This is a genomic window from Paenibacillus sp. FSL H8-0175, assembly GCF_045040615.1.
Classification (GTDB): domain Bacteria; phylum Bacillota; class Bacilli; order Paenibacillales; family Paenibacillaceae; genus Paenibacillus_AQ; species Paenibacillus_AQ odorifer.
The window spans coordinates 4,366,746-4,391,740 of sequence record NZ_CP150299.1 but is presented as its reverse complement, the minus strand read 5'-3'; the positions used below and the strand labels follow the sequence as shown (position 1 = coordinate 4,391,740).

Below are 24,995 nucleotides of genomic sequence, written 5' to 3'. Positions count from 1 at the left end.
GTTGTAAACTAAGGTGACGAGGGTAAAGTGTAGTTGAGATACGCATTTACGTGTTCTACTGAGGGTCTCCGCTTTTGTTCAAGGTAGACTTGGGCCTGAAGGGGAGGAGGAATCGTATATCTTGTTTCCACACATGTGGAGGTCGTAATAGGAATGCAACGAATAGATACCTAGAAATCCTTTGTTTTCAACACTTTGCGTCGTTTACGACTTTTACGAAGTATGACAATAATTTCAAAAATAAGGTCCTTGAGGAAATAATTAATGTTTCGGTCGTGCTGAACCTTGGTTTGACGTCGAGTGTGTAGACATGTAGTAAAGTGTATGGAGCGTCTTTAATTAGACGCTTTTTTTAATGGACTTCAATGGGAGAGGAATTTCCAATGATTTGTCGAATAGTCTGTCGAATAGTCTAATGAACGTGGTTTAAATCAATTTTGAATAGGGGTATGTATGGCTAATGAATCGAAGTAAATATTTCAATTATATAGAAGAAAAGCTGGAAGTTTTGGCAAGACGAATTGAAAAACGAGGAAAGATCAATTTATTGGATTTGAATATATATTCAGAGACGTTTTTTGCCGAATTAATGAATTTATTGTTTGGACTTACGTTGGTTAATATGAATATACTTAAACAGAATGTTGAAGGTATTGATTTGGTGGATGTAAACCACAAAGTTGTTGCTCAAGTATCTTCAACCTGTACAAAACAAAAAATTGAAGGCTCGTTAAATAAGGATATATTCCGTAGGTATTCAGGTTATCGTTTCATTTTTGTTTCAATTGCTAAGGATGCAACCAAACTTCGGGATATGAGTTTTATTAATCCACATAATGCTGCTTTTTCTCCCACGGATGACATTGTGGATATAAACACATTATTAAATGTTATACTGAGTATGGAAATCGACAAACAGCGTGAGGTATTTGAGTTGGTAAAAAAGGAACTTGGAAATGATGTTGATCTACTTAAAGTAGATACGAATCTTGCGACCATCATAAACATACTTGCAAATGAGAATCTTGCTAACTGTATTGAATCGCCAGAGATTAATTCCTTTGAGATTGATAAGAAAATAACCTTCAATGATTTATCGGATGTCAAAGACACAATTGATGATTACAAGATATTTTACCAAAAGTTAGATGAAAAATATGCTGAGTTTGATAGGGAAGGCTCGAATAAAAGTTTTTCCGTTTTTCAAATTATCAAAAAGCAGTATACAATGCATCAACATGAAAAAGCTAACTCTAAAGAACTTTTCTACAGTATAATTGATAACATAACCAAGATAATTATCGAGAGCAAAAATTATATTGAAATTCCGTATGAAGAATTGGAGCTCTGCGTCTGTATTTTAGTCGTTGATGCTTTTATACGATGCAAAATTTTTAAGAATCCGGAGGGATATAGCCATGTTATTGCCGGATAATATACATCCACAGCTTAGCATTTACTATAATGGATCTTTAGTTTTGAAAGAACTTAAACAACATGCCAAACAACAAGTATTTGATCTGTATCAAAGGATTAAAAGCCAATATAACATGTCTTTTCCCACTTTCATGCTTTGTTTAGATTGGCTTTATCTAATTGATTCTGCAAAGATAGATGATGATGGATGGGTGGAATTATGTTTATAAAAACACTGAAAATAACGTGTCGCACAGGGACAATAAGAGAACTGACTTTTCAATCCGGTTTGAACCTAATCATTGACGAAACACCATCCAATGATGATAAATCTACTGGGAATAATGTGGGGAAAACAACAGTATTAAAGCTAATTGACTTTTGTTTAGGTTCTAACGCTTCAATAATATATTCTGATACAGAGAATAAAAAGGAAGTCTATGAGTTGGTTAAAGATTTTCTTGTAACCGAAGAAGTATTGATTACTCTTATTCTTGTTGAGGATTTATCAGATGAGGCATCAGATGAAGTAATAATTGAACGCAATTTTTTGCCAAGAAAAAAGAACATTAGGAAAATTAATGGGAAGTCAATACTTGATAAGGATTTTGAAGACCAGTTACAGGGGTTTCTTTTTCCCGACCATAAGGCTGAGAAACCCACATTCAGACAAATCATCTCTCACAATATTAGATACAAGGATGAGAATATAGGTAATACACTTAAGACTTTGGACAAGTATACCTCTGATGTGGAATATGAGACTTTATATTTGTTCTTATTAGGTTGTGACTTTGATGAAGGAGCAAAGAAGCAAGCATTAGTGGCAAAAATAAAACAAGAAGAAGCCTTCAAGGAAAGACTGGAAAAAAAGCAAACAAAAACAGCTTATGAAATTGCTTTAGAAATGATTGAAGCAGAAATAGCTCAATTAAATGAGAAAAAATCAAATTTCAATTTAAACGAAAATTTTGAAAATCAGTTAGATCAACTTAACTTCGTAAAATTTCAAATAAATAAAAGTAGTTCAAACATAAGTAAAATGAAAATTAGAAAGAACCTCATAGAAGAGGCCAAAAAAGAGATTGAAAATAGCAAAGCTAATATTGACTTGAAGCAATTGGAAGTACTGTATGCTGAGGCTAATGCAAATATTTCTAACTTACAAAAGACCTTTGAAGAGTTAGTAGCGTACCACAACAATATGATTGTAGAAAAAATTAAGTTTATAGCTGCTGATTTACCTTCTTTAACTGTAAAAATTGAGACTGAAGAAAAGAACTTAAATACATTGTTATCTCAGGAGAAAGAGTTGGTAATGACTATATCTAAAGGTGACTCCTTTGAAGAGTTAGAAAAGATTATAACAGAGTTGAATGATAAGTATAGAATTAAGGGTGAATATGAGAGTATTATCTCGCAATTAGATGAAGTAGAGAAAAATATTAGTGGAATTGATGATCAAATTAAAGTAATTGATGATGTTTTATTTTCAGGAAGTTTTGAAGAAAAGTTAAAAGGCCAAATTCATAAGTTTAATAAACATTTTTCTGAAATTTCTTTTGAATTGTATGGTGAGAAGTATGCATTGAAGTATGATAAAGTTATTCATAAAAAGAGCCAGCAGCAAATATATAAATTCAGCGCATTCAATGCTAATTTAAGCTCAGGCAAAAAACAAGGTGAAATTTTATGTTTTGACCTAGCAGCTATATTATTTGCTGATGAGGAAAAAATACCGTGTTTGCACTTCCTTCTAAATGACAAAAAAGAATTAATGCATGATAATCAACTGATCAAGGTTGCAGATTATGTAAGTAAAGAAAATATTCAATTAGTGGTTTCTATTTTGAAGGATAAGTTGCCCGTAAGCCTACTTGATAAAGCCCATATTGTTGTTGAATTATCTCAAGAAAATAAATTATTTAAAATAGAAGAATAATTAATCTGAAATTCAATTTGATAGAACCAAGAGAGCGCTGAAATATTGGCCGCTCTTTTTTTATATAGATATCCTGCAAGGGCCGATTGCCTGAATTATAGCGAAAGCGGCTTTTTTTCGTTGAAGGGAGGAAAACGAATGAAAAAGGTAGTCGCCCTTGCTCCATTGTAAAAAGGAGAAGTCAATGTATCTGTGCAAAAGGCACATAAACCGGTGAACTGATCCCTTGGTCAGAAGCAGCTCTTGAAAACAATCCCACAACCTGGTCATATCTATTAAATATAGCTATTTATTGACCCACACGTACCTCTCATTGATGGAATGTCCACATGAATCAATGTTTTTTAACTCCTCCAATAATTTTTTGTGGGAGTTTTTTTGCATGTGGAGTTTTTCAATTTAGTATATTTACAAAATATGGAATATATGCTATCTTATCTATGAAAGCGCATCCAAGAGATGGTATATTGAACTTTTATTTACCATATTTAACATAGGGAGGAAAGGTGGAAATGAAAAATTTGCTCAAGAAGGCAATCACAATGATGCTGGCATTTACTCTGCTACTTGGATTGATGACAGCGCCGCCCGTTCATGCAGACAACGCACTTTTCACAATTGAAAGCGAAAATGCTCAGCTCACCTCCGATCTTCAAGTGACAACCCAAATTTACGGACAGCCCAAACCCGGATACTCCGGAAGCGGATTTGTCTGGATGCAGAATTCCGGTACAATTACCTTCACAGTGACAGTTCCGGAAACCGGCATGTATACGATCTCCACACGTTATATGCAGGAGCTCAGTGCTGACGGCAGGCTTCAATCTTTAGCCGTTAACGGCGTTACGAAGGGGTCGTATATGCTGCCCTATACGACCACATGGTCGAATTTCGATTTTGGCTATCACAAGCTGAATCAAGGCAGCAACACTATTCAACTGAAGGCTGGCTGGGGTTTCGCTTATTTTGATACCTTCACTGTGGATTATGCCGATCTTGATCCCCTGGATGTGCAACCTGTCCTTAGCGATACTCAAGCGACTCCGGAAACTCAGCTTCTGATGAATTATTTAACGGAGGTTTACGGCAATCATATGATCTCCGGCCAGCAGGAGATTTACGGAGGCGGAAATGACGGCAATTCCGAGCTGGAGTTTGATTGGATTCACAATTTAACGGGAAAGTATCCGGCGATCCGCGGATTTGATCTGATGAATTACAATCCGCTTTACGGCTGGGAGGATGGTACGACCGCCCGGATGATCGATTGGGTGAATAACCGGGGCGGGATCGCGACAAACAGCTGGCATATCACTGTGCCCCGAGATTTCACCGCCTATCAGCTCGGGAAATTTGTAGATTGGAAGAAAGCCACCTATAAGCCGACAGAAACCAATTTTAATACAGCCAATGCGGTAGTTCCAGGTACGAAAGAATACCAATATGTTCAACTGGCCATTGGGGATTTGGCGGAGCAACTGCAGATTCTGCAAAATAACAATGTGCCGGTAATCTTCAGACCCTTCCATGAGGCGGAGGGCAACGGTGGATTGAATGGAGAAGGTGCATGGTTCTGGTGGGCTTCGGCAGGCTCGGAGGTGTACAAGCAGTTGTGGGACCTGCTCTATACTGAACTTACAGAAACGTACGGTCTGCACAATTTGATCTGGACCTACAACAGCTATGTGTACAGCACTTCTCCCGCATGGTATCCCGGCGATGATCAGGTGGATATTGTAGGCTATGATAAATACAACACGATCTATAACCGCTATGACGGTTTGTCTGGTGTGCCCAATGAGGACGCGATTACCTCGATTTTCTATCAGCTTGTTGATTTAACCGGCGGTACGAAAATGGTAGCCATGACGGAGAACGACACCGTTCCAAGCGTTCAGAATCTGACAGAGGAAAAATCGGGCTGGCTCTATTTCTTACCGTGGTATGGCGAGCATCTCATGAGTTCCGCCTTTAATTATCCGGCCACCTTAACAACGCTGTACCAAAGCAATTATGTAATCACGCTCGATGAGCTGCCTGATTTGAAGGTTAACAATCCAATTCCAAGTGCGTCTATCACACCTGCAAACGTCGAATTTGATAAAAATGCCTCCAATCAGAATGACAAAGCCATCACCGTGAATTCAAACGGCAATACGTTAACCGCTCTCCGGACAGGCGCCAATGCATTGACAGCGACTCAGGATTATACCTTGAGTGGAAATACGCTGCTGCTCAAAAAAGCATTTCTGGCGACACTGCCGGTTGGCGAGCATTCGATCATCTTTGATTTTAATAAAGGACAAGATCCCGTATTAAAAGTGAAAATTGTCGATTCCACGCCAAGCGCATCCATTGCGCCCGTGAGCGCTGCATTTGATAAAGCAGCGAATCTAGCCCAGGATATTTCCGTAGCCCTTACTTTAAATGGACACCAGCTTGCAAGTATCACAAATGGAAATTCCACACTTTTAGCGAGTCAGGATTATACGGCATCAAGCGCTGCTGTTGTTCTGAAAAAATCCTATCTTTCCACGCTGCCGCTGGGACAGAATACCCTAACCTTTCATTTTAATGGAGGAAATAATGCTGTTCTTACAGTGAACGTAGCGGATAGTAGTGTTCCAGTACCCACTGGAGATTTGACGGTCCAAGCTTTTAATGGCAACACAAGTGCCTCCACCAACGGGATTTCACCCAAAATCAAAGTAGTCAATACCGGTGATTCAGCGATTCAACTAAGTGATGTGAAGGTCCGGTATTACTATACGATTGATGGCGAGAAAGATCAGAGTTTCTGGATCGACTGGGCCAGCATCGGAAATGCGAATGTAACCGGCAATTTCGTTAAGCTGGCGACTCCTGTTGCCAGTGCCGATTATGTTTTGGAAATTGGTTTCCCGAGTTCGGCTGGAACACTTAATCCAGGTCAGAGCGCAGAAATTCAAACCCGTTTCTCCAAAACCGACTGGTCCAATTACAACCAGGCTAATGATTATTCGTTCAAGGCATCCAGCAGTCAGTTCATCAACAATGAACAGGTCACCGGGTATATGAATGGTCAGCTTGTGTGGGGGATTGAGCCGTAAGCTTTTAATGAAAAAAGGTATCTTTGTGTAATACAAAGATACCTTTTTTCATTTTGGGAAGAAGCAGGGAGTGCAATGGAAGAACCATTTCTGAAGTAGCCAGATTGCTCGATGATCAGTTTCTGGAGAAGGAAAAGTTTGAATTGAGCGAGATTATCATCGACTGTGTTGGCTATTTTCAGAACAGGAGCAAAGAAATTTTTGTTAAAATTAGGGATTTAGGTGCTTCTGTGGAATTTTGTAGTCAGTCGCGATTCTCCTGAGTCGTTCCTATGGTGTGCAATGTCGCATTAATCCGGCTGCAATGTCGCAAAAGTACATGGAAATAGAGTATGAAGATAGATTATACTCGCTTTATTGATCTGATAATGAAAATCATTATCATACATAAGGGGGAGTCAGCATGAAAAGAACAAAGAAGAGGCAAGCAACCGGTAGAAAGGTAGATGCTGCCCAAAAAGCAGGACTATTAATGATATGGATGATGGCACTGGTACTTGTGCTAACGGCTTGCGGTACTGGAGGTGGAGCAAATGCGGGCACTGCCGCACTGCCATCTGCTTCAGCCGAGCCGTCACCTACATCTGAGAAACAGGCTCAGACTACAGCCTTCCCGGTTACCATCTCGCATATGAAGGGTGAATATACACTGACTGAGAAGCCGAAGGTCATCGCCGCGCTTGATGTGAAATTCGTCGATCAATTGTTAGCGATAGGCGAGCATCCGGCAGGCAGCGTTGTGGCTGGAGCGAAAGATGCAAAGTTTCCAGAATATTTAAGTGAACAATTGGGTGATGTGAAGGTCCTGGGCACACGCGATGAGCCCAATCTTGAAGCTATTGTAGCGATGAATCCGGATCTTATATTGATGACCGACTTTCAGGAGCAGGTGTATGACAGCGTCAGTAAAATAGCGCCCACAATAGTACTCGACTTCTATGAAGATTGGCGGGATACATCGGCTACCATCGGTATGATAACGGGCAAGCAGGCGGAGGCGAAGGTAGTGCGTCAAGCCTACGAGGACAAAATCGTCGGACTGCGGGAGCAGCTGTCGGCGAAGCTGGGTGACGAAACGGTAGCTCTGATTCGCCCAAGACCGGAAGGTATTCGCGTACACGGTCCCGAACATCGGACCGGAAGCATTCTTTATGAGGATTTGGGATTGAATATCCCTGCATTCGTTCAGGAGATCAAAGATGATACCTCCGTTGAAATTTCGATGGAGACCATCGCTGATATCGGAGCAGATCACTATTTCCTGTTATCGGATGAATTGTTTGCCAAAGAGGCAGAGGCAATGGCGAACAGTCCGGTCTGGAAATCTCATGATGCCGTTAAAAATAACCGCGTATACAATGTGAATTCAACGCTATGGATCGCTTATTATGGGCCAATTGCCCTCAACATTATTGTAGATCAAACCGCGGAAGCGCTGTTGGGATCGCATTAAAATGGACAACTATCTGTCGTCTGCCACCTGGAAGCAAATGGCGGAGGAATACCGTCTGTGGGTAGGTGAACCGCCTGAAGGCAACGTTCGGACAATTGCCCTTAGCCAGTTGCACGAAGAAGCTGCATGCCGCGAGTATGTAAGCTGGCTTAAGGGTTATATCGGTGCGCCTGATCTGCAGGTTGCCGCTTCCATGCTGGCCAAGCGGATCGGTTATCTGTGGATCGCGCCGCTGCTGACCGCTATGACCCTTCATAACCGGGAAGTCTCCATCCCGCTGGAGAACAGCTTCCTCTATCATCCGGCCTCCCCAGCTTTTAAAGGGGATACGCGTTTTCCTTTCCTTGCGCTGAACGGGCTTCGAGCGACGGCGGCACCGGAAGACAGGGAAGCGTGGCGAGAAGAGATCGTAGAGGAAATTTTCGCGGTACGTCTTGCGCCGCTGCTGCATACGCTTGCTGCAATTGGTCCCGTCTCCATGGCAGTACTTTGGGAGAATATTATGGTACGTATTGCTCCGCTGTATTCTCCTGGAACAGGTGAATTAGGGCAAGAAAGGCAACGAATGCAAGCAGATTTTGCCTTCCTGACCCGGATAGCTCCCGGACAATTGTTCGGCGCAAGACGCAATCCATTTACCCGGTTCACAGAGAACAATGACCTAGCTCCGGTTGCAAAAAAGAAACGTATCACCTGCTGTTTTTATTACAGGATGTCGGCGGAATATTGCGGGAAATGTCCGAAAATTGACAATGAGAATGAATCTCAATTAAAATGACAACAGCAACGCACTCACTTATGTTGCGGACGCGCTTTCACTAAAGTATGTAATCCTATTCGAGTGCGCCCGTTTAACAGAGGATGCTATTGTCAGGAGATGAGAGAAATGCCGCTGAAAGAACAGGCAAGTTTATGGAGTGATACAACGATCAAGATGCTTGATGTGCGCAGCGGTACTTTGCCACCCGGCGGCGTTATGAGCGAAACCGGATTAACAGCCAATGTATTGCTGCTGGCAGGCGGCGGGGAAGGTAGGCTTGTGATGAATGGCCAAATTTGCCATGTCCAGGCCTATTTCGCTTGTCACGCAGTCAAGGGATCAGCATTTACTTTGACTGCTGGATCAGAAACCATTCATTATACCGTTATTATGTACAAGGCTTTTCCAATGTTGGGGGCTGCCCATGTTCTGTTTCCGCAGCGCAATCACCCGTTACGCACTTCATTTGTTCACCGTCCTGTGCTCCTGGCTGAACTGCATCAGACTGCGGAACAAATCGAAGCCAAATGGAGCCGGGGCGAAGGGCTGGAGCGTTTCCATGCGAATGCGCTACTGCAAGGAATGCTTTACGAGCTTATTATGGAGTATGAATGTGGTCAGAAAGGCACAGAGGCGGATATGGTGGATGTTGTCGCTGCCTATATAGCGGGGCATTATCGTCAGGAGCTGGAGCTTAAGGAGCTGGCAGCGCTTGCCGGATGCAGTACAAGACAGTTACAGCGGCGATTCAAACAGGAGAAGTTACTAGGACCGATGGAATATGTAATCCAGCTGCGGATGGAGAGTGCCGAGCGGATGTTGCGTCATACGGATGCTCCCATCGGCGAAATTGCCGAAAAAACGGGCTATCGCGACATGTATTACTTTAGCAGGGCATTTAAGAAATATCACGGAGTTCCCCCGCAGATCTACAGGCGCACTGCTGCTTCAGGGATCAGTGCTCTCTCAGCATATTCTGGGCTGCCGGATCGCCTGGCCTCATCGTACCAGTCGCTGCAAGGCCCGGTAATTTGTCATATGCGAGGCGAATATTGCGTCACCGCTTCTCCGAGGCGTATCGCCGTACTCGACGTTCAATATGCAGACCATTTGCTTGCGCTTGGGATATCTCCGGCAGGGAGTGTAGGAACGGGTAGTGCAGCGTTAAAATTCCCCCAATATATCAGGGAAAGGCTTAAGACAACGGAAATGCTCGGAACTTATGAGTACCCGGACCTGCAAGCTGTTGAACGGCTGCGACCGGATTTAATTGTCTGTACTGAGGTGCATGCCCAGCATTATGAACGGTTAAACCGGATTGCGCCAACCCTAATGTTTCAACGGAATGAGAGCTGGCAGACGATTTTGGGCCTGTTCGGTGAATTGACGGACAAGCGGACAGAGGTGGGACGTATTATTGCGGATTACCTGCGCCGAACAGCATTGCTGTCTGAGCAGCTTGCAACGGCGCTGGCGGGTCAGAGCGTGGCCTTGATCCGTCCGCGTGAGTCGCTGGTACGGGTGCATACTGCCTCCCATCGCACAGGTGCCGTGCTGTACCGGGATCTTGGTCTGCCAGCTCCTCTATTTGTCGCAGACACTTCCGACACGGCTTATCATATTACAGTTGATAGACTGCCGGCTGTGCATGCCAGCCATTATTTTTTACTTAGTAACGAGATGATGCAGGAGGGGATATCTGCGACAGAGCAAAGCGTCCGAGGGATGTTGGATTCCGATGAGCGACCGTATATATACCCGGTAGATGCCGCTACATGGATCGGCTGCTACGGACCGACAGGTATCAATTACATTGTGGATCAGGTAGCCCGTACCTTGCTGGCCTGAGCGGTATCTAAGAGCAACCGCTAATTTCAGGCTATTTTTAGCCTAAACGTGAACAGCTCCTGTGATTATCACAGGAGCTTGTTTGTGCTGCGGATTATTATTTGTTGGGATAGCATTTAGAATTATCTGTCTGACCTAAAATATAGTCGATGCTTACTTTATAGAAATTAGCTAGCGTAATTAAAACGGCGCTCGGAACATCCAAATTTCCATTTTCATAGCGGGAGTAGGTGGCTTGTGTAATATGTAAAAGCTCCTCTATTTGTTGCTGTGTCAGATCTTTGTCTTCGCGTAAATCACGGATTCCTGTGTACAATGCTCATCAGCATAAGAATGAAATCCTTTGAAAACTGCGATATCTACTCATTCTTTAAATTTAACTTTTAGAGTAAGGAGTTTTTTGGTTCGTTCTGTTTAGTAAATAGTCAGTACTCGTCTTATGATAATCTGCTAGCTTAATCAGAATGGCCGTGGGAATATCAACATCACCGCGTTCATAATTACTATAAATCCTCTGGCTGCATTGCAAATACTCTGCTATTTGGGTTTGAGTTAAATCTTTATCTTCACGCAAATCTCGGATACGTTGATACATACTAAACACCTCCAAGGCAAGCATATCTTAGCGAATTATTCGCTATTGATTTTTAGCGATAAATTCGCTAAGATGATTGAAGAGATGATTTGGGAGGGATGACTGGTGAGTCTTTTGGAGGATTTATATTACGGGAAAATCTGTCCAAGTGAACTTTTGTGTTTACGCGATCCCGAGTATATACAGAACTCCAAGCTAATCTCAGAGTTTATGGACATCCTAAAAGCAAAGTTATCTATAGAAGACTTTACTATGATTGAACAAGCCTTGGATCTGAGTGGCATGCAGAACTCTATCTCATCCGCTTCCGCCTATACTCTCGGATTCAGAACGGGGGCTGCTATGATAATAGAAGTATTAGAACATAAGGATGAACTTATACACTCTAAGGGAGAAGCTATGTCTTGAAAAAATAAAGATAGAGCTATTAGAGGGTAGAAATCGAGAAGAGGAGAACAAAAATTGAACAATATCATTCCAAACCGCATATGTTGATAGACGAACTTCTTCAGGCAGAAAGTTGGGGCATTATTCAAGCGAAGTTGGTTCCTGCTATTAAGGAAGCTATCGCTATGGGAGAGGTTGAAAAACTCTCTAAACTTAGGACTAAGTTTCCATATTCTTTCGAAAATTCATTAAAGCATTTGAAAAAAGCGGAGCGGGAATTCATTCGAAACGGATGACGGAAGTGGGGGAACCTCTTAACATGCGCTGGTTATATGAAAAAGATAATTTGACGATCAGTTTTACCGTAGTGAGAAACTAAGCCAGTCGGAGGCGTAGTTGATATACCGATTAGCTCTCTTTCTTCGCTTAGGACGGATAAAAATATCGGTATCGGAAGCAGTGAAAAGGATATCATTGCAGCTATCCCTGAGGCATCCCGCAGCGAAAAGAAAGTAGATGGTGTTGTTAACTATTGGGTGAACGTTACCAAGCTTGACGAAGGATTCTATCATCCTTCCCTTGCCTTTGTCGTCAAAGAAGACAAGGTTGAAAATCTAGAGTTAACCAAATTACTTATTGATCTGAGTGAATAAAGAAGGCAGGCTTACATGGCCAGCCTTCTTTATTTAGCTTTACAAGGCGACTTCTTTTTTGTGACCAGCCGGATGCTTCAATTGCTTCATTGGCTACATAAATTCCCGTTAGAACTGATCCTCCTGTTTCTAAGATACCCTGGTTGATTACCGGAAGCAGCTTATAGCCTAGGGTCTTTTTTTTGGTGCCTGTAAAATCGGGGCTTGACCATTAAGGGCAGGGCCTTCTTTACGTTATTCCAGACCATTGACAATTATTGTAAAGATGGTGTATTGTAAGTAGTAAGTAGTAAGTAGTAAGTAGTAAGTAGTAAGTAGCAAGTAAATCAAACGCTCACCATACGGAATAAATATCATCCTGTAAATATGAATTAATGGATAGGGGTGGATGGTTATGATGGATCTTAAATTAGCACCAAGTTTTTCATTGATCGCGCTTAATGCACAGAGAAGTCTTCAGATGACTACTGTTAAGAAAGTGTCTTTGCGCTGCATGGCAGCAGCGGTTATATTGGAGCTTTACTTAGAGGGATGTTTTACACAATCTGAGAACAAGTTAACTTTGCACAAGGAAGCACTTGATCAATCTCATTCAACACTCTATAGAGAAACTGTTCTACAACCCTTACTTCATAATAGTGCTGGGGTAACGGGTGACCTAAATTGGTGGTTAAAGAAGGCTTCGAGGAAGTCTAACCATCAATTAAAAAAGTTCGAAACCGCGATTTCAGATTATCTTCAAGCAATGAATTTGCTTGAAGATATACCAAGCCTGATAGGAAGCGATATGTATTTTGATTCTGCTGAAGTTGAAATTAGAGCCTATCGCAGTAATATGGAGGCGTACACAAGCATTACAGAGAATATGCGGGCAGAGATTTTGGAAGAGGGCCCAGTAACAGATGAGGTCATTTGTATGCTATGGCTACTTCGTGAATGTGGATGTATGCATGATTTCTTCTCGCTGAACGAATTAGAAGAGGTGAATATCAAATTACATGATCTATACCAAAGTAACTTATGGGCAAAGGCGCTGTTTCCTATACAAATTCGCCAGGGAGTTGAGTTAGGTATCAAACGTTTTTTAGCATTGAAGACAAAGTTTGCGAAGACCTTTATCGGCAGTAGTCTCAATCTTATCTTCCCTGCCCTAGAGCGATCACGAGCTGTCTTTATAGAAACAGAGTCCTGGTTTGATAATTCTAATCAAAGGTTAGACGCAGTTATTACAAGATTAATGTCCTATGGACATGAAGTTAAGGTGCTGGAGAGAGGATCGATTGCGACTCTTAAAATTGATAATTTGCTCTACGATGCGATCCCACATTTTGTAATGATGAAAGTGCCAATTCAAGGTGTGCGTCTTATTCCGAAGCGCCCGCTGTAAAGGAGTTGGTTATCAATGTCTAGACAACGATCCATGGAGAATATTATGGCGTCAGAATATGTATCGATAGGGGAATTAGTAAGAATCACAAATACTCGTTATAGTACACTCAAACATTATACAGAAGAAGGCATGCTGCCCTTTGAACAGGCAGAGGAGAATTTAACACGCAGATATAAAAGAGAAGAAACCGTCGCGCGCATTCTTTGGATCAAAGAAATGAAAGCAAACGGTTTATCTATCCCACAAATTAAAGAAGCTTTAGGAATGAATTAAATTCCCCTTATCCTTGCAGTCAAATCTAAACCTAACTCCGTGGGAGCTTCCCCCCATACTGCGCGCGCAATTGCTGCAATTTATCCAGCTTGCTTAGACTACTGTCCCTATTCGCTAATCCCACTCCAAGGATCAGATTCTCAATAATATAGGTGGGGCCAACCATGGAATGGAACTCCCAAACCTCACCTCTCCCCGCATAAAGCACGATATCTGCATCTTGGGATCGCGGGTAGACAAGTCTATCTGTGATCAGGATGACCTGGTAATTTGCTTCACGTGCATGGTTCAGTATGACTTCAATCTCAGGCAGTATTTGCACAAATCCAAAGACAAGCAAGACATCTTGTTTGTCAGCATGCATTAAGGTCTCTAGCAGCTCATGGCCGCTGGGGGCCATTTTTTTCATTTGAAGACCAAAACGCGCCATTCGATAGATCATTAGCTCTGCTAATCCGGCGCAAGGTCCAGGGCTGTATACATAAATAATCCGAGCTGTAGATATCGCATCCACTGCACGCTTTAGTACATCGTCGCTTAAATAGCGGCGTGTTTCTTGCAAATGATGTGAACAATTGTCCAGCAGCAGTTGAGGGAGTGAGGTATCGTCTGATCGCTGCATGGCATCACGCATTTTTACAGAAGGTGTGGATTCAAAGCGGAAACGGAGCCGGTTTTTAAAATCTTTGGCATGTTTGTATCCCGCAGCTTTCCAGAACCGTGAAACGGAGGCGATGCTCAAATGCAGCTCGTCTGCCATTTCTTGTTCGGTCATGTAGACCACACGTTGCTCATTTTTTTGAATAAAGTCGGCAATTATCCGTTGATTAGGCGAAAAAGCGCGGTGGTTCCAATCTTTATACAATCTCTCAATCCTCCTATGATGATGCGATAGATAGAATATAACGTGTGAATATGTTGTAAATATTTTTACAACGTTAAAAATATTGAAAAAAATATTACTCTCATTTAACAAATGAAAAAAGCTGTGATGACATGGCCTTCTTATAATGAAGATAAATTCTTATTGGGAGGCCAAATATTTCATGAGCACGATAAAAACGCGTTACACACTGACTCAGTCACAAAAAATGATGATTTTTGTACTGTCGATGTCGCTTTACGGGTTGTCCAATATGTTTACCGAGCTAGTGCCTGGGATCAAACTGGGCCCGATTGAATTATCCATTGAATATTTCGCCTTCATTCCTTTGACATTATGTATGTTGTTTCACCCCTTATATGCGGCGGTCGGAGCAGCTGTTGGTGAGGTAATCTTCGGGGAATTGATGTTAGGCCAATTTGGAGGTTTAGGGGAGCTGGAGAAATTCATTACCTTCTCACTGGCGATGTATACCGCAGGCCGTATGGTGTCTGATCCGAAAAATCGAAGACAAGTTGGAGTGGCTGCGATTACCGGCGTGGCGATTCACCAGTTTTTTAGCTCCGTTATAGATATTGTGAAGGTATGGGTAGGGGTAGAAGAGCTAGAGGCTGTTAAAGGGCTGGCAGAAAGTATCGTTGTAATTGAGGGAGTAGGGTTCCTGAATGATGTCCTTTTCTCCGGCATTTTGTTCGCGCTGATTCCTACCATGTATCTGGTTCCGCGTTTATATGGAAAAATTGAACCTTTGCTCGGCATGAAGCCGCGTGAGCGGAATATGAAATATGCAACAGGAGCATGGCTATCTCCTAAGCTGGTCATTGCCGGAACCTTTCTAGTGATGGTAGCGGTGGGTTCGGAATTGTTATCGGAATCGGGCTGGAACTTCGGTGATTTTGAGCTTGCAGGCGCGGAATCGAATGAAAAGACCTTGATTTGGCTCAGTATGTTGGTAGCGGCTGTTGTAGCGGCAACGGCGATTATTGCACTGCTTCGGCGTTCGGCACGAAAAAGACAGGAAGCGGGTCAAGCAGATGCGTAATACAATTCTTGAATTGAACAAAATTAACTTTACGTATCCGGGAGCCGAACAACCAGTATTGCAAGACGTAGACTTACGACTGGGGGAAGGGGATTTTATTGCGATCATCGGCAGTAATGGCTCCGGGAAATCTACTCTCTGCAAATGCTTTAACGGCTTAATTCCACATTATTACACTGGTGATTTCAGTGGAGAGGTGACAGTTTGCGGCCAATCTGCGGATGGAAAAAGTGTAGCAGAGCTGTCCAAACGTATCGGTTATGTTTATCAGGATTTCGAGAATCAATTGGTACGACCGACAGTGCTTGATGATGTGTCTTTTACACCTCTAAATTATGGGTTTACGGATTACAGGGAACGGGGAGAGCGTGCGCTGGCGCTAACCGGACTTAGTGACTTGAGGCATGAATTTATTTGGCAGTTAAGTGGTGGGCAAAAACATCTGCTCGCTCTAGCTGGAGCCCTAGCTATGGATCCGGAAATTCTGGTGATCGACGAACCCGTAGCCCAGCTGGATCCGCAGCATGCCCGTCATATCTATGATATTTTGCAGCGTTTGAATGAGGAGCATGGAAAGACCATTGTAGTGATTGAGCATCATGCGGAATTTATTGCGGATTATTGCAAAAATGTTGTCCTGATGGATCAGGGGAAAATGCGCTGGCAGAAGCCTGTGCGTGAAGCTTTGTCATCTGTACAAGAATTGCTAGAGCTGGGCATTTACCCACCGGATGTGACCCGGGCGGCTTGGCTGCTACAGCCTGATGATCAGAAGTCAAAGCTGCTTCCCTTAAATGCTGAGGAAGGCAGTACCCGTATGACGCTTCGTCAGGATGCCAAGGAGACACTTCCAATCGGACGTATGCAAGAGCAGCTCCCCATAGCTGCAAAAGAAAAAAATTCTATCGTTCAGCTGGAGAATGTTCACCTCTCTTACCGTACGATTCATAAGGTGCTGCATCCTGTACTGAATGGAATTCAGCTAGAACTGGGGCAGGGAGAGTCCATTGCTCTTATTGGCAACAACGGAGCAGGTAAATCTTCATTAATGAAGCTGATTGCTGGTATTGTCAGACCTACAGCTGGAACCGTAAAGGTTAAAGAAATGACGGTGAACGGGTTGCCGCCTGAACGTCTCTCCGGTACGGTAGCTTATGTATTCCAGAATCCGGAGGAAATGTTTATCGAGGATTCTGTGCGTAAGGAAATCGCTTATTATCTGAAGGCGCGGAAACTACCAGATACGGATGAAAGAGTGGATGAGATGCTAAAGGCGTTTCGCTTAAGCGAGCTGGCTGAACGGGATGCCCGACTGTTAAGTGGAGGGCAGCAGCGCCGGGTATCCTTGGCGATTGGTGCCGCGGTTAGGCCTGCTATCATGTTGCTTGATGAACCGACAGCTAATCTGGACATTTCGACCAAACAAGAAATGGTACATGTGCTGGAGACGCTTCGTAATCATGTGAAGACGGTCGTCATCGCAACTCATGATATGCAGCTTGTCTCTGAATGGGCCAGCAGAATAATTGTAATGCATCAAGGGCGGATAATTGCGGATGGGACGAAGGATGAAATTTTCGCTGACGGCCTTCTTTTACGGCGTACGGGTCTGGCACAGACCCAATTGATGGAGCTAAGTCGTATGCTCGGTCTCCCTAGAATTTGCAGTAGCTTAGAAGAGTTTGTGAGTTTAGTGGAAAAGAAGGAGGTAGCTGCAATCCATGGAAGCTGTTAAACGGGCACTTGACCGTATATCTGTAGAACAAATCAAATTGGAGTTACTCGGGACCGCATATAACAGCAGCAGCACTTTTCTGGGCAGGCTGGATCCGCGAACCCTGCTGCTCTGGTATCTCTTTTTTGCCATCGTGCCTTGGTTTGTACATAACCGGACAATCCTGTTAGGGATGTTCGTGCTTATGGTTTTAACGACCGTCCTCTCCCGGGTCAGCCCTTATATTATTTTTATATTATGTCTCGGCTTAATCAGCCAGATTGGCTGGATGTTTATATTGTCGCTCTTTTTCGGTGGGGGGATTGAATCCTTGCTGCCTATGCTGACACTGACGCTTAAGCTTTCGGTGATTTCGCTGGCGAGTATAACGGTTTTCTCTAGTCTTGATCCGGAACGACTTAGTGACGGCTTACTGTCTTTAGGAATCCCTGATACCTTTGCATTCAGCTTATCTTATGGCTATCGTATTTTGCCTACTTTACTAGAGGAATTCCATCAGATCCTACTTTCCTTTAGATTGAGAGGGCAACGACCGCTTCAACATGGAATTTTCTATTGGCGAACAATAACGTATTATTTGCGAATCGTCATTCTGGCATTTTACCCGCTCATGTTGAACACAGCTAAACGTTCTCGAACAACGATTGAAGCACTTGAGACTCGGGGATTTAGCTACGGCCTTAATAATAAGAAAGTGAAGAAGATCAAGTTATCTTATTTGAAAATGAAGCGGTCCGACTGGTACTTTTTATCCGGATCCACTGCTTATGTCATCTTGATATTCTGTATTGGTTATCTCTACCCTGAACTGGTGTATTAACATAACTTACAAGCTCAAAGGAGACGAATTAGACATGATGAATATTGATCTGCATACCCATGGTAAATTATCTAAGAAATCTACGTTTTCACCCGAATATTTTGCGGAGATGATGTTCGAAGCCAAGGCGAATGGATTACAGGCTGTAGCATTGACCGAGCATTTTAATACTTCTAATTTCTTTGCGATGTATGATGCGCTGGATCAGACTTATCCCTATAACGGGCATTATTACGATGTGAACGGACTTAAACTGTTTCCAGGCATGGAAGTGGATATCGCGGAGACAGGTCACATCCTGTTGATCGGACTGAAGGAGAATGTTCTAGCTGTCCGCGCTTTACTAGATGAGCATACGCAGGAGGGGAATTTCATACCGTTTAAGCAGTTGCTTGATATGGCCGATGAACATAATCTTTGGAAAATCGGAGCCCACCCCTTCCGAACTTCTACGCCTTTACATCAACTGGATCCGGCATTGCTTCAGCGATTAGATGCTTTTGATTTCAACGCTAAGGATATTTACATGCAGGGGGTGGAGACTTATAAGAACCTGATCACGCCCTTTGCTGAGAAGCTGGGTGTGCCTGTGATTGCTGGCAGTGACAGTCATCAGTGTTTGCAGTATGGCAGTGTTGTGAATCGTCTGCAAGACTCCTGCTCAACTGTGGAAGAATTGAAGGAAGCTATCAAACAAGGGAACTATGAAATAGAGGTTTCTCCGTGTCTTCATACCAAAGTAAAGGCTTCGGTAATGATGAAAAAACTATTGAAGCAGTTAATTGGCGAAGCCCCCTCCAGAGATGAAGCGGAGTTAGGATATATGGCGTAGAAAATAGAAGAGGGTTGTTCCATAAGCCATGAAATGATGAAATGGCTACTGGGACAACCCTTTTTGTTGTTCGCTGGATTTCATTACTTTTGCATGTACAAAGATAACTATCGGACACAGATGACCTTAAACGCAGTTTTACTCCGCATTTGGGATGCTAACGGACTCCATAGCCACTATTGGCACGGAAAACACCATATATGAACCTCATTCTACGGAATAACGGCTCTGGAGTCCGAAACTCTGCTCAAAAGGCTGGAAATTTGCCAATAACGTCATCTGGGTCCTCAAATCTTAGAATGTATGAATTATCGTTTGTCTTTCGAATCTTTATTGCTGACTCGGGTGGGTCTGGTCACCCAATTCGTGCGATTCATCGGTTTTACGGTATCAATTCTTGAATTGGAAGGTTCATTCGAAGGTTCTGTAGATTCAGTTTCAGTAGAAGCTGCACCCTCTTGATCTACAGTTTTTTTCCTCGATAGTCCTGTACCATCATGTTTGCCTCTGTTCCATACTCTACCCTTACTCATACATACACTCCATTTCTATACGCTTATTCATAAACCATATCATATAAGGACAAGTTAAGGAAGAAAGACATAACACAGATCGAAGAATTTTTCAAGTTATAAAGGTTACTGGAGATTTCATTTTATGGTGGCTATAATAGTACTGATATTGAAAGGAGAGTACTTATATTATGGCAATCAAGATCATAACAGACAGCGGTTCAGACCTACCCCTTGACTACATGGAGAAGTATAATGTTTCCGTGATCCACCTACCGGTTCATTTTGGGCATGAGTTAATGCCGGCAGATACGGACACGAAAAGCTTTTATGCTCAAATGCGCGAATCCAAGGAGCTGCCTACCACAGCTAGTCCAAGTCCCAACGAATTCCTTGAGAAGTTCAAGCAAGTGGAGGAGGGAACTGACATTATGGTCATTTGTATGTCCTCTAATATTAGTAGCACTTATCAGACGGCTATGATTGCTATGGAAATGTATAAGGATGAAGGACATACCAATGCAATAGAGGTTATAGATTCCAAAAACTTCTCAGGCGGGCTGTCATTGATTGTCGGCCTGGCGGCGCAGTGGTCCTTAACTTGTTCAAGCTTGCAAGAGCTCAAGGAAAAGGTACTTCAGCAGATAGAGGAAGTTAACGCTTATTTTACGCTGGACACTCTGGAGAATGTAATGAAAGGCGGACGTCTAAGTCGGCTCTCGGGAGCCGTAGCGTCTGTACTCAATATAAAGTTGCTGCTCAAAATCAGCGAAGAAGGCACTGTCGAAGTAGTGGAGAAGACCCGGGGTCTTCCAAAAGCACTGAATCGTCTGCTAGCGCATTTGGATGAGAAGCAGCATGATTACGAGAAAGCGGTTATCGCTATTGTACACAGTAATTGTGAGAAGCTGGCACTCGAGATTAAAGAACGCATTTTACTAAAGCATCCCTTCAAAGAAGTCTTACTCTCAAGCATGGGGCCGGTTATGGGAACCTATGCTGGGGAAGGCGGAATTGGCGTAGCTTTTTAAAGTAGTGATCCTCACAATCCAGACAAATTACGATCGTACATGGGACGGTTTCCCGTGTGCGATTTTTATTTTATTACTATGTGATAATTTAGCTATTCTTTAGATTGTGTTTAGGCTCTGTTAATAATCACAGAATATAGTTAGATGGGGGGATTATCATGTATACAATATTGATCGCTGATGATGAAGCAGAAATTGTGGAATTGCTAAGATTATATTTAGAGAAAGAGTACAACATTTTGGAAGCAAACAGTGGTACTGAAGCCTTAACGCAGGTACAGAACCATAAAGTTGATTTGGCAATTCTGGATATTATGATGCCGGGTCTGGATGGACTGCAATTATTGAAAAAGATCCGCGAGGTGCATCATTTTCCAGTGTTATTTTTATCCGCCAAAAGCGAACATCATGACAAAATTCTGGGTCTTGAACTAGGAGCCGACGATTATATTTCCAAACCGTTTAATCCATTAGAAATAGTAGCCCGTGTTGGAGCACTGCTGCGGCGTGTACATCATTTCGATGCGCAAGTCGTTGAGGAAAAAGAAGCTGAACAGATTGTATTAGGTGAATTAATGCTGGATCAAAGCCAGTGTCTGCTTTATCGTTCAGGTGAACCTGTGGTGCTTACTTCTACCGAGTATAAAATTTTGGAACTAATGATGAAGCAGCCTGGACGAGTCTTCACACGCAAAAAAATATATGAGGCCGTGTGGGAAGATTTCTATGTGTACGAAGATAATAGTATCATGGTACATATCAGCAATATCCGGGAAAAAATTGAGGAAGACTCCAAAAAGCCAGTATATTTAAAGACTATTAGAGGGCTGGGATACAAAATTGAAGCGCCTATGGAGCAATAGAGATCAACGACCTTTACAATCATCGCTGACGCTGGATTTTTTGTTGTTTATCTGTATTTTGTTTTTTCTCGTGATTGTATATTATTTGTTTATTAATCTTGATGTGACCCATATTTTTGAAAAAAATAAAATCGCTGATCCTGATTTGAAGGTGGAAGCTAGTGCTTATCGAGATAATCTGGAGCATGGGATAGAAACCAAACGTCTTCTGCGTAGCGGGGGATGGATCGAGGTCTTGGATCAAGACATGAAGGTCACCAAGGTTGTTGGAGAAAAAAAAGACGGTGTAACCCAATATACCAGTAACCAGCTTTTAAAAAGTTTGGAAAATGGAGAAGATCAAGCTTACTTTTATTCGTTGACCACGCTAAATGCTCAGAGCGAATCGGAGTGGCTGCTCTTGAAGCTGCCGCGGGAAGCTATCACCATCACCATTAATAGTGATCCCTTCGTGGCCTACTTTAATCATTCGCTTTCATACTACGTCTTTTTGGGTGTGGGAATGATTCTTTTGCTAATTATCGTGTACAGCTATTGGGTAGCGCGGCGAATCAGGAAACCACTGCGTATCATCACGCTTGGATTGAAGCAGATGATTCAGGGGAATTATGATACTCGAATCGCTTTATATGCAGAGAAGGAATTTTCGCAAATTGGAGAGACTTTTAATTATATGGCAGACGTAATTGAAAAGACGACCAAAGAAAAACGCCAGGCAGAGGAAAGTAAGAAACGGATGATGGTTGATCTATCCCACGATCTGAAGACGCCGATAACGAGTATACAGGGCTTTGCCCAGGCGCTTGTAGAGGGTAGAGGCGAGGATGAAGAACGCCAAAAAAGATATTTAAGCTATATTTATAATAAATCCTCACAAGTTACTAAGCTGATTCAGAACATGCTGGAGCTGTTAAAAATAGATTCACCGGATTTCTTGCTACGAATGGAACATCAAGAACTGGGCGAATTTATTCGTGAAATCATTGCAGATACGTACGGAGAGATTGAACAAAAGAACTTTGTTTTGCATCTAAATGTTCCCGAAGAGGATGTGTTCTTGAACTTTGATGCGGAGCTGCTCTCGAGTGTGGTTCATAATTTGATCTCCAATGCACTGATCTATAATCCTCCAGGTACACATTTGCGTGTGGAGGTGATTCCTTTGGAGAAAGAAGTCACGATTGAAATCGCTGATACTGGAGTGGGTATTCCAGAAGAGCTGTGGTCCACAATGTTTGATCCGTTTGTTCGGGGAGATAAAGCGCGGACAGCTTCGGGAGGGACAGGGCTAGGTCTCTCGATAGCTATGAAAAATACAGAGAAAATGGGGGGTACGCTTCATCTCAGTCGCCGAAAGAAGGAACCTACGGTATTCACCATCCGGATTCCGAAATAACGAGCTGGAAGACATCCAAATCAGAAGACGGGAGAGAAACTATGGCTAAACTGAACAATTTCATCAGAGTTTGTCTAGCGATTCTTTTAGTGTTAGGCATTGTATTTTTAGGCTCACGCGTAGATTTTTTATTCACACCGATCCTGTCTTTGTTCAGTGTCATTATAGTGCCTTTAATGCTGGCGGGTTTCTTTTATTACCTGCTGCGGCCACTGATCGATACCTTGGAGAAATATAAGCTGAATCGTTCTTTGGCGATTATCATCGTATATGTAGTTATTTTAGTGCTTCTGTTTGCTTTTATTATCGGCGTTTGGCCTTCACTTCGCACACAATTAGTTAATTTCGTCGATAATATGCCGAATCTCATTGCCTCCTTGAATCAACAGCTATTGAAACTAGAAGATAATGAATTTCTGTCTGCGTTGATCCCTGCTGATGCGAATCCAGCCTCCACATTGACGGATTATTTGAATAAAGGGTTTACGCTGTTAACGAATTACGTATCAGGACTGTTCTCTTTTGTTTCGAATTTCGCGATCATTTTATTCACCTTTCCGATTATGTTATTCTACATGCTTAAGGAAGGTGGGAAATTCGGACGTAAGATTGTAAGTTTCTTCCCAAAGAAGTATCGTGAAGAAGGAACTACAATGATGACTGAAATCGACAGTGCGCTTAGTGGCTTTATCGTGGGCCGGGTGCTTGTTAATTTAGCCTTAGGCGTTCTGATGTATATTGGTTTCCTTATTATCGGCCTGCAATATGCATTGCTGTTGACTGTAATCGCAGTTGTGATGAACTTCGTGCCTTTTATTGGTGCGATACTGTCTAGTATCCCTATTTTCATCATCGGATTCATTCAATCGCCGTCTATAGCCGTCTGGTCCATCATCATTGTTCTGGTAGCGCAGCAGATACAGGATAATTTAATCGCTCCCTACATCTTTGGGAAAAAGCTCGATATTCATCCACTGACAACGATTATCCTGGTATTAGTTGGCGGTGATTTAGGCGGGATCATTGCGATATTGCTGATTATTCCGCTGTATATGATTGTTAAAATCGTCTTGACCAAGGCCTATTATTTGTTTGTCAAGCAACGCCGGGTAGAGATAGAGGTAGAGGAGAGTCCTGATATCTCTTAAGTTAATAAAACATTATGGAGGGATTTCTATGAATGAAGGAACGGAGCAAGGACTAATTCATATTTCAGATGATGTGGTGACTTCGATCGTCGGGCAAGTGGTTCTGGACACACCGGGTATTGCCGGCATGTCAGGAAGCAGTATCTCGGACAACTGGGCTAAACGTCTAAGCGGTAAAAATGTAAAAAAAGGAATGTCCGTTGAAGTAAAAGAAGTGGATGTTGCCATCGATCTTCAGGTCATAGTTAATTACGGATGTGTGATTCAAGAGGTCTGCTATATACTGCAGCAAAATGTAAGAAATGCTGTTGAAAATATGATGGGACTGTCTCTAGTTTCTGTAAATGTTAAGGTTGAGAAGGTCGCTCTGCCATTCTAAGAATAGCCCATTTAATAGGCACCGTAATCTAGGCTTCTGCATAGAATGGAGCAAATCCATTTACGGAGGTCAGAACATCCATGTCGACATTTAACACTGGGCAGCAACAGAATGTGATTTATCAGGCCGATCCTGCTGTGATCCGGCACCTGCGCGGTGTCCGTGATTCCCTACATCAATCTTGCAAGCCATACCTTAACCATAAGGTGAACGTACAGACAATAGATGGCTTTGTACATGAAGGCGTTATAGCCGGAGTAGATAATAAACACTTGTATTTGAACGTTGCAGCTAATGGGCAAATGCCCCGCGGGTTTTACAACCCTCATCAGCCTTATCATCCTCATCCGGGACCTGGCCCATATCCAGGACCTTATCCAGGTCCCCCATACAATAATAATGTGATTTTACCGCTTGTGTTGTTTGAACTGCTTGCTATCTCTTTAATCTAGTGCTTGGGTTTAATTGAAGAAGGACATGTGCAGGATTTGTGGTCATACGTTGACGCATCCCGCCAGGTCCTTTTTTTGTAGGCGTAAAGTATGTGT

24 protein-coding genes are annotated in these 24,995 nt (G+C 42.7%); 20 read left to right on the top strand and 4 right to left on the bottom strand.

The window, feature by feature from the left end:
• Positions 1–460 precede the first annotated feature (460 nt).
• From MHH46_RS19540 to MHH46_RS19510, 7 genes are all read left to right on the top strand, one after another.
• A complete protein-coding gene (locus MHH46_RS19540; protein ID WP_076190827.1) occupies positions 461–1,435 on the top strand; it encodes an ABC-three component system protein in 975 nt (324 codons plus the stop codon).
• A complete protein-coding gene (locus tag MHH46_RS19535) occupies positions 1,419–1,646 on the top strand; it encodes an ABC-three component system middle component 6 (RefSeq protein WP_068530940.1) in 228 nt (75 codons plus the stop codon). The genes MHH46_RS19540 and MHH46_RS19535 overlap by 17 nt, the downstream gene beginning before the upstream one ends.
• Positions 1,637–3,358, top strand: coding sequence for a DUF2326 domain-containing protein (locus MHH46_RS19530; protein WP_076190830.1), 1,722 nt, complete (start codon positions 1,637–1,639; stop codon positions 3,356–3,358). The genes MHH46_RS19535 and MHH46_RS19530 overlap by 10 nt, the downstream gene beginning before the upstream one ends.
• A gap of 512 nt (positions 3,359–3,870) precedes the next feature.
• Entirely contained in the window at positions 3,871–6,447 is a 2,577-nt protein-coding gene (locus MHH46_RS19525; protein ID WP_076190832.1) for a glycosyl hydrolase, read from the top strand.
• Between the two features lie 403 nt (positions 6,448–6,850).
• Positions 6,851–7,900: an ABC transporter substrate-binding protein gene (locus MHH46_RS19520; RefSeq protein ID WP_076190834.1), complete on the top strand. Its 1,050-nt coding sequence runs from the start codon at positions 6,851–6,853 to the stop codon at positions 7,898–7,900.
• Between the two features lies 1 nt (position 7,901).
• Positions 7,902–8,678, top strand: coding sequence for an IucA/IucC family C-terminal-domain containing protein (locus tag MHH46_RS19515; protein ID WP_076190836.1), 777 nt, complete (start codon positions 7,902–7,904; stop codon positions 8,676–8,678).
• A gap of 108 nt (positions 8,679–8,786) precedes the next feature.
• Positions 8,787–10,508, top strand: a complete 1,722-nt coding sequence (locus tag MHH46_RS19510; protein WP_076190838.1) for a helix-turn-helix domain-containing protein — start codon at positions 8,787–8,789, stop codon at positions 10,506–10,508.
• Positions 10,509–10,605: 97 nt separating this feature from the next.
• Here the strand turns inward: MHH46_RS19510 and MHH46_RS19505 are convergent, their stop codons facing one another.
• Positions 10,606–10,824 (bottom strand): helix-turn-helix domain-containing protein, encoded by a 219-nt coding sequence (locus MHH46_RS19505; protein WP_076190840.1) that lies wholly within the window; start codon positions 10,822–10,824, stop codon positions 10,606–10,608.
• Between the two features lie 60 nt (positions 10,825–10,884).
• Entirely contained in the window at positions 10,885–11,103 is a 219-nt protein-coding gene (locus tag MHH46_RS19500) for a helix-turn-helix domain-containing protein (protein WP_076190842.1), read from the bottom strand.
• A gap of 105 nt (positions 11,104–11,208) precedes the next feature.
• Between MHH46_RS19500 and MHH46_RS19495 the strand changes: the two genes are divergently transcribed.
• From MHH46_RS19495 to MHH46_RS19485, 3 genes are all read left to right on the top strand, one after another.
• On the top strand, positions 11,209–11,511 hold the full coding sequence (locus MHH46_RS19495; protein WP_076100341.1) for a DUF6809 family protein: 303 nt from the start codon (positions 11,209–11,211) through the stop codon (positions 11,509–11,511).
• A gap of 1,026 nt (positions 11,512–12,537) precedes the next feature.
• Positions 12,538–13,530 (top strand): hypothetical protein, encoded by a 993-nt coding sequence (locus MHH46_RS19490; protein WP_076190846.1) that lies wholly within the window; start codon positions 12,538–12,540, stop codon positions 13,528–13,530.
• A gap of 15 nt (positions 13,531–13,545) precedes the next feature.
• Entirely contained in the window at positions 13,546–13,806 is a 261-nt protein-coding gene (locus MHH46_RS19485; RefSeq protein ID WP_076190848.1) for a helix-turn-helix domain-containing protein, read from the top strand.
• Positions 13,807–13,837: 31 nt separating this feature from the next.
• On the opposite strand, the gene MHH46_RS19480 is transcribed toward MHH46_RS19485, so the two are convergent.
• Positions 13,838–14,671 carry a MurR/RpiR family transcriptional regulator gene (locus tag MHH46_RS19480; protein ID WP_076127116.1) on the bottom strand — a complete coding sequence of 278 codons (834 nt, stop codon included), beginning with the start codon at positions 14,669–14,671 and terminating at the stop codon, positions 13,838–13,840.
• A gap of 181 nt (positions 14,672–14,852) precedes the next feature.
• Between MHH46_RS19480 and MHH46_RS19475 the strand changes: the two genes are divergently transcribed.
• Genes MHH46_RS19475 through MHH46_RS19460 form a run of 4 tightly spaced genes read left to right on the top strand, consistent with a single transcriptional unit; the run spans position 14,853 to position 19,118 of the window.
• Positions 14,853–15,731 carry a cell division protein FtsQ gene (locus tag MHH46_RS19475; RefSeq protein WP_076127114.1) on the top strand — a complete coding sequence of 293 codons (879 nt, stop codon included), beginning with the start codon at positions 14,853–14,855 and terminating at the stop codon, positions 15,729–15,731.
• The gene (locus tag MHH46_RS19470; RefSeq protein WP_076190851.1) at positions 15,724–17,466 is read left to right on the top strand and encodes an ABC transporter ATP-binding protein; all 1,743 of its coding nucleotides are present in this window, start codon (positions 15,724–15,726) and stop codon (positions 17,464–17,466) included. The genes MHH46_RS19475 and MHH46_RS19470 overlap by 8 nt, the downstream gene beginning before the upstream one ends.
• Entirely contained in the window at positions 17,453–18,286 is an 834-nt protein-coding gene (locus MHH46_RS19465) for an energy-coupling factor transporter transmembrane protein EcfT (protein ID WP_076100351.1), read from the top strand. Before MHH46_RS19470 ends, MHH46_RS19465 begins: the two co-directional genes overlap by 14 nt.
• 34 nt (positions 18,287–18,320) lie before the next feature.
• On the top strand, positions 18,321–19,118 hold the full coding sequence (locus MHH46_RS19460; RefSeq protein WP_305953529.1) for a PHP domain-containing protein: 798 nt from the start codon (positions 18,321–18,323) through the stop codon (positions 19,116–19,118).
• A 308-nt stretch (positions 19,119–19,426) separates the two neighbouring features.
• Here the strand turns inward: MHH46_RS19460 and MHH46_RS19455 are convergent, their stop codons facing one another.
• On the bottom strand, positions 19,427–19,651 hold the full coding sequence (locus tag MHH46_RS19455; protein WP_076190853.1) for a hypothetical protein: 225 nt from the start codon (positions 19,649–19,651) through the stop codon (positions 19,427–19,429).
• A gap of 170 nt (positions 19,652–19,821) precedes the next feature.
• On the opposite strand from MHH46_RS19455, the gene MHH46_RS19450 reads away from it, so the two are divergent.
• The 6 genes from MHH46_RS19450 (at position 19,822) to MHH46_RS19425 (ending at position 24,899) form a co-directional block, all read left to right on the top strand.
• The gene (locus tag MHH46_RS19450) at positions 19,822–20,661 is read left to right on the top strand and encodes a DegV family protein (protein ID WP_036688632.1); all 840 of its coding nucleotides are present in this window, start codon (positions 19,822–19,824) and stop codon (positions 20,659–20,661) included.
• Positions 20,662–20,816: 155 nt separating this feature from the next.
• The gene (locus tag MHH46_RS19445; RefSeq protein WP_170914177.1) at positions 20,817–21,524 is read left to right on the top strand and encodes a response regulator transcription factor; all 708 of its coding nucleotides are present in this window, start codon (positions 20,817–20,819) and stop codon (positions 21,522–21,524) included.
• Between the two features lie 70 nt (positions 21,525–21,594).
• The gene (locus MHH46_RS19440; RefSeq protein ID WP_256717310.1) at positions 21,595–22,920 is read left to right on the top strand and encodes a cell wall metabolism sensor histidine kinase WalK; all 1,326 of its coding nucleotides are present in this window, start codon (positions 21,595–21,597) and stop codon (positions 22,918–22,920) included.
• A gap of 41 nt (positions 22,921–22,961) precedes the next feature.
• Positions 22,962–24,068, top strand: coding sequence for an AI-2E family transporter (locus MHH46_RS19435; RefSeq protein WP_036688627.1), 1,107 nt, complete (start codon positions 22,962–22,964; stop codon positions 24,066–24,068).
• 28 nt (positions 24,069–24,096) lie between these two features.
• Positions 24,097–24,447, top strand: coding sequence for an Asp23/Gls24 family envelope stress response protein (locus MHH46_RS19430; RefSeq protein WP_076127105.1), 351 nt, complete (start codon positions 24,097–24,099; stop codon positions 24,445–24,447).
• A gap of 80 nt (positions 24,448–24,527) precedes the next feature.
• Positions 24,528–24,899 (top strand): hypothetical protein, encoded by a 372-nt coding sequence (locus MHH46_RS19425; protein WP_076190855.1) that lies wholly within the window; start codon positions 24,528–24,530, stop codon positions 24,897–24,899.
• Positions 24,900–24,995: the final 96 nt, after the last annotated feature.

Coding starts and splice junctions, on each gene's coding strand:
- MHH46_RS19540 (WP_076190827.1), top strand. CDS start 461: ATGAATCGAAGTAAATATTTCAATTATATAGAAGAAAAGCTGGAAGTT.
- MHH46_RS19535 (WP_068530940.1), top strand. CDS start 1,419: ATGTTATTGCCGGATAATATACATCCACAGCTTAGCATTTACTATAAT.
- MHH46_RS19530 (WP_076190830.1), top strand. CDS start 1,637: ATGTTTATAAAAACACTGAAAATAACGTGTCGCACAGGGACAATAAGA.
- MHH46_RS19525 (WP_076190832.1), top strand. CDS start 3,871: ATGAAAAATTTGCTCAAGAAGGCAATCACAATGATGCTGGCATTTACT.
- MHH46_RS19520 (WP_076190834.1), top strand. CDS start 6,851: ATGAAAAGAACAAAGAAGAGGCAAGCAACCGGTAGAAAGGTAGATGCT.
- MHH46_RS19515 (WP_076190836.1), top strand. CDS start 7,902: ATGGACAACTATCTGTCGTCTGCCACCTGGAAGCAAATGGCGGAGGAA.
- MHH46_RS19510 (WP_076190838.1), top strand. CDS start 8,787: ATGCCGCTGAAAGAACAGGCAAGTTTATGGAGTGATACAACGATCAAG.
- MHH46_RS19500 (WP_076190842.1), bottom strand. CDS start 11,103: ATGTATCAACGTATCCGAGATTTGCGTGAAGATAAAGATTTAACTCAA.
- MHH46_RS19490 (WP_076190846.1), top strand. CDS start 12,538: ATGATGGATCTTAAATTAGCACCAAGTTTTTCATTGATCGCGCTTAAT.
- MHH46_RS19485 (WP_076190848.1), top strand. CDS start 13,546: ATGTCTAGACAACGATCCATGGAGAATATTATGGCGTCAGAATATGTA.
- MHH46_RS19475 (WP_076127114.1), top strand. CDS start 14,853: ATGAGCACGATAAAAACGCGTTACACACTGACTCAGTCACAAAAAATG.
- MHH46_RS19470 (WP_076190851.1), top strand. CDS start 15,724: ATGCGTAATACAATTCTTGAATTGAACAAAATTAACTTTACGTATCCG.
- MHH46_RS19465 (WP_076100351.1), top strand. CDS start 17,453: ATGGAAGCTGTTAAACGGGCACTTGACCGTATATCTGTAGAACAAATC.
- MHH46_RS19460 (WP_305953529.1), top strand. CDS start 18,321: ATGATGAATATTGATCTGCATACCCATGGTAAATTATCTAAGAAATCT.
- MHH46_RS19455 (WP_076190853.1), bottom strand. CDS start 19,651: ATGAGTAAGGGTAGAGTATGGAACAGAGGCAAACATGATGGTACAGGA.
- MHH46_RS19450 (WP_036688632.1), top strand. CDS start 19,822: ATGGCAATCAAGATCATAACAGACAGCGGTTCAGACCTACCCCTTGAC.
- MHH46_RS19435 (WP_036688627.1), top strand. CDS start 22,962: ATGGCTAAACTGAACAATTTCATCAGAGTTTGTCTAGCGATTCTTTTA.
- MHH46_RS19430 (WP_076127105.1), top strand. CDS start 24,097: ATGAATGAAGGAACGGAGCAAGGACTAATTCATATTTCAGATGATGTG.
- MHH46_RS19425 (WP_076190855.1), top strand. CDS start 24,528: ATGTCGACATTTAACACTGGGCAGCAACAGAATGTGATTTATCAGGCC.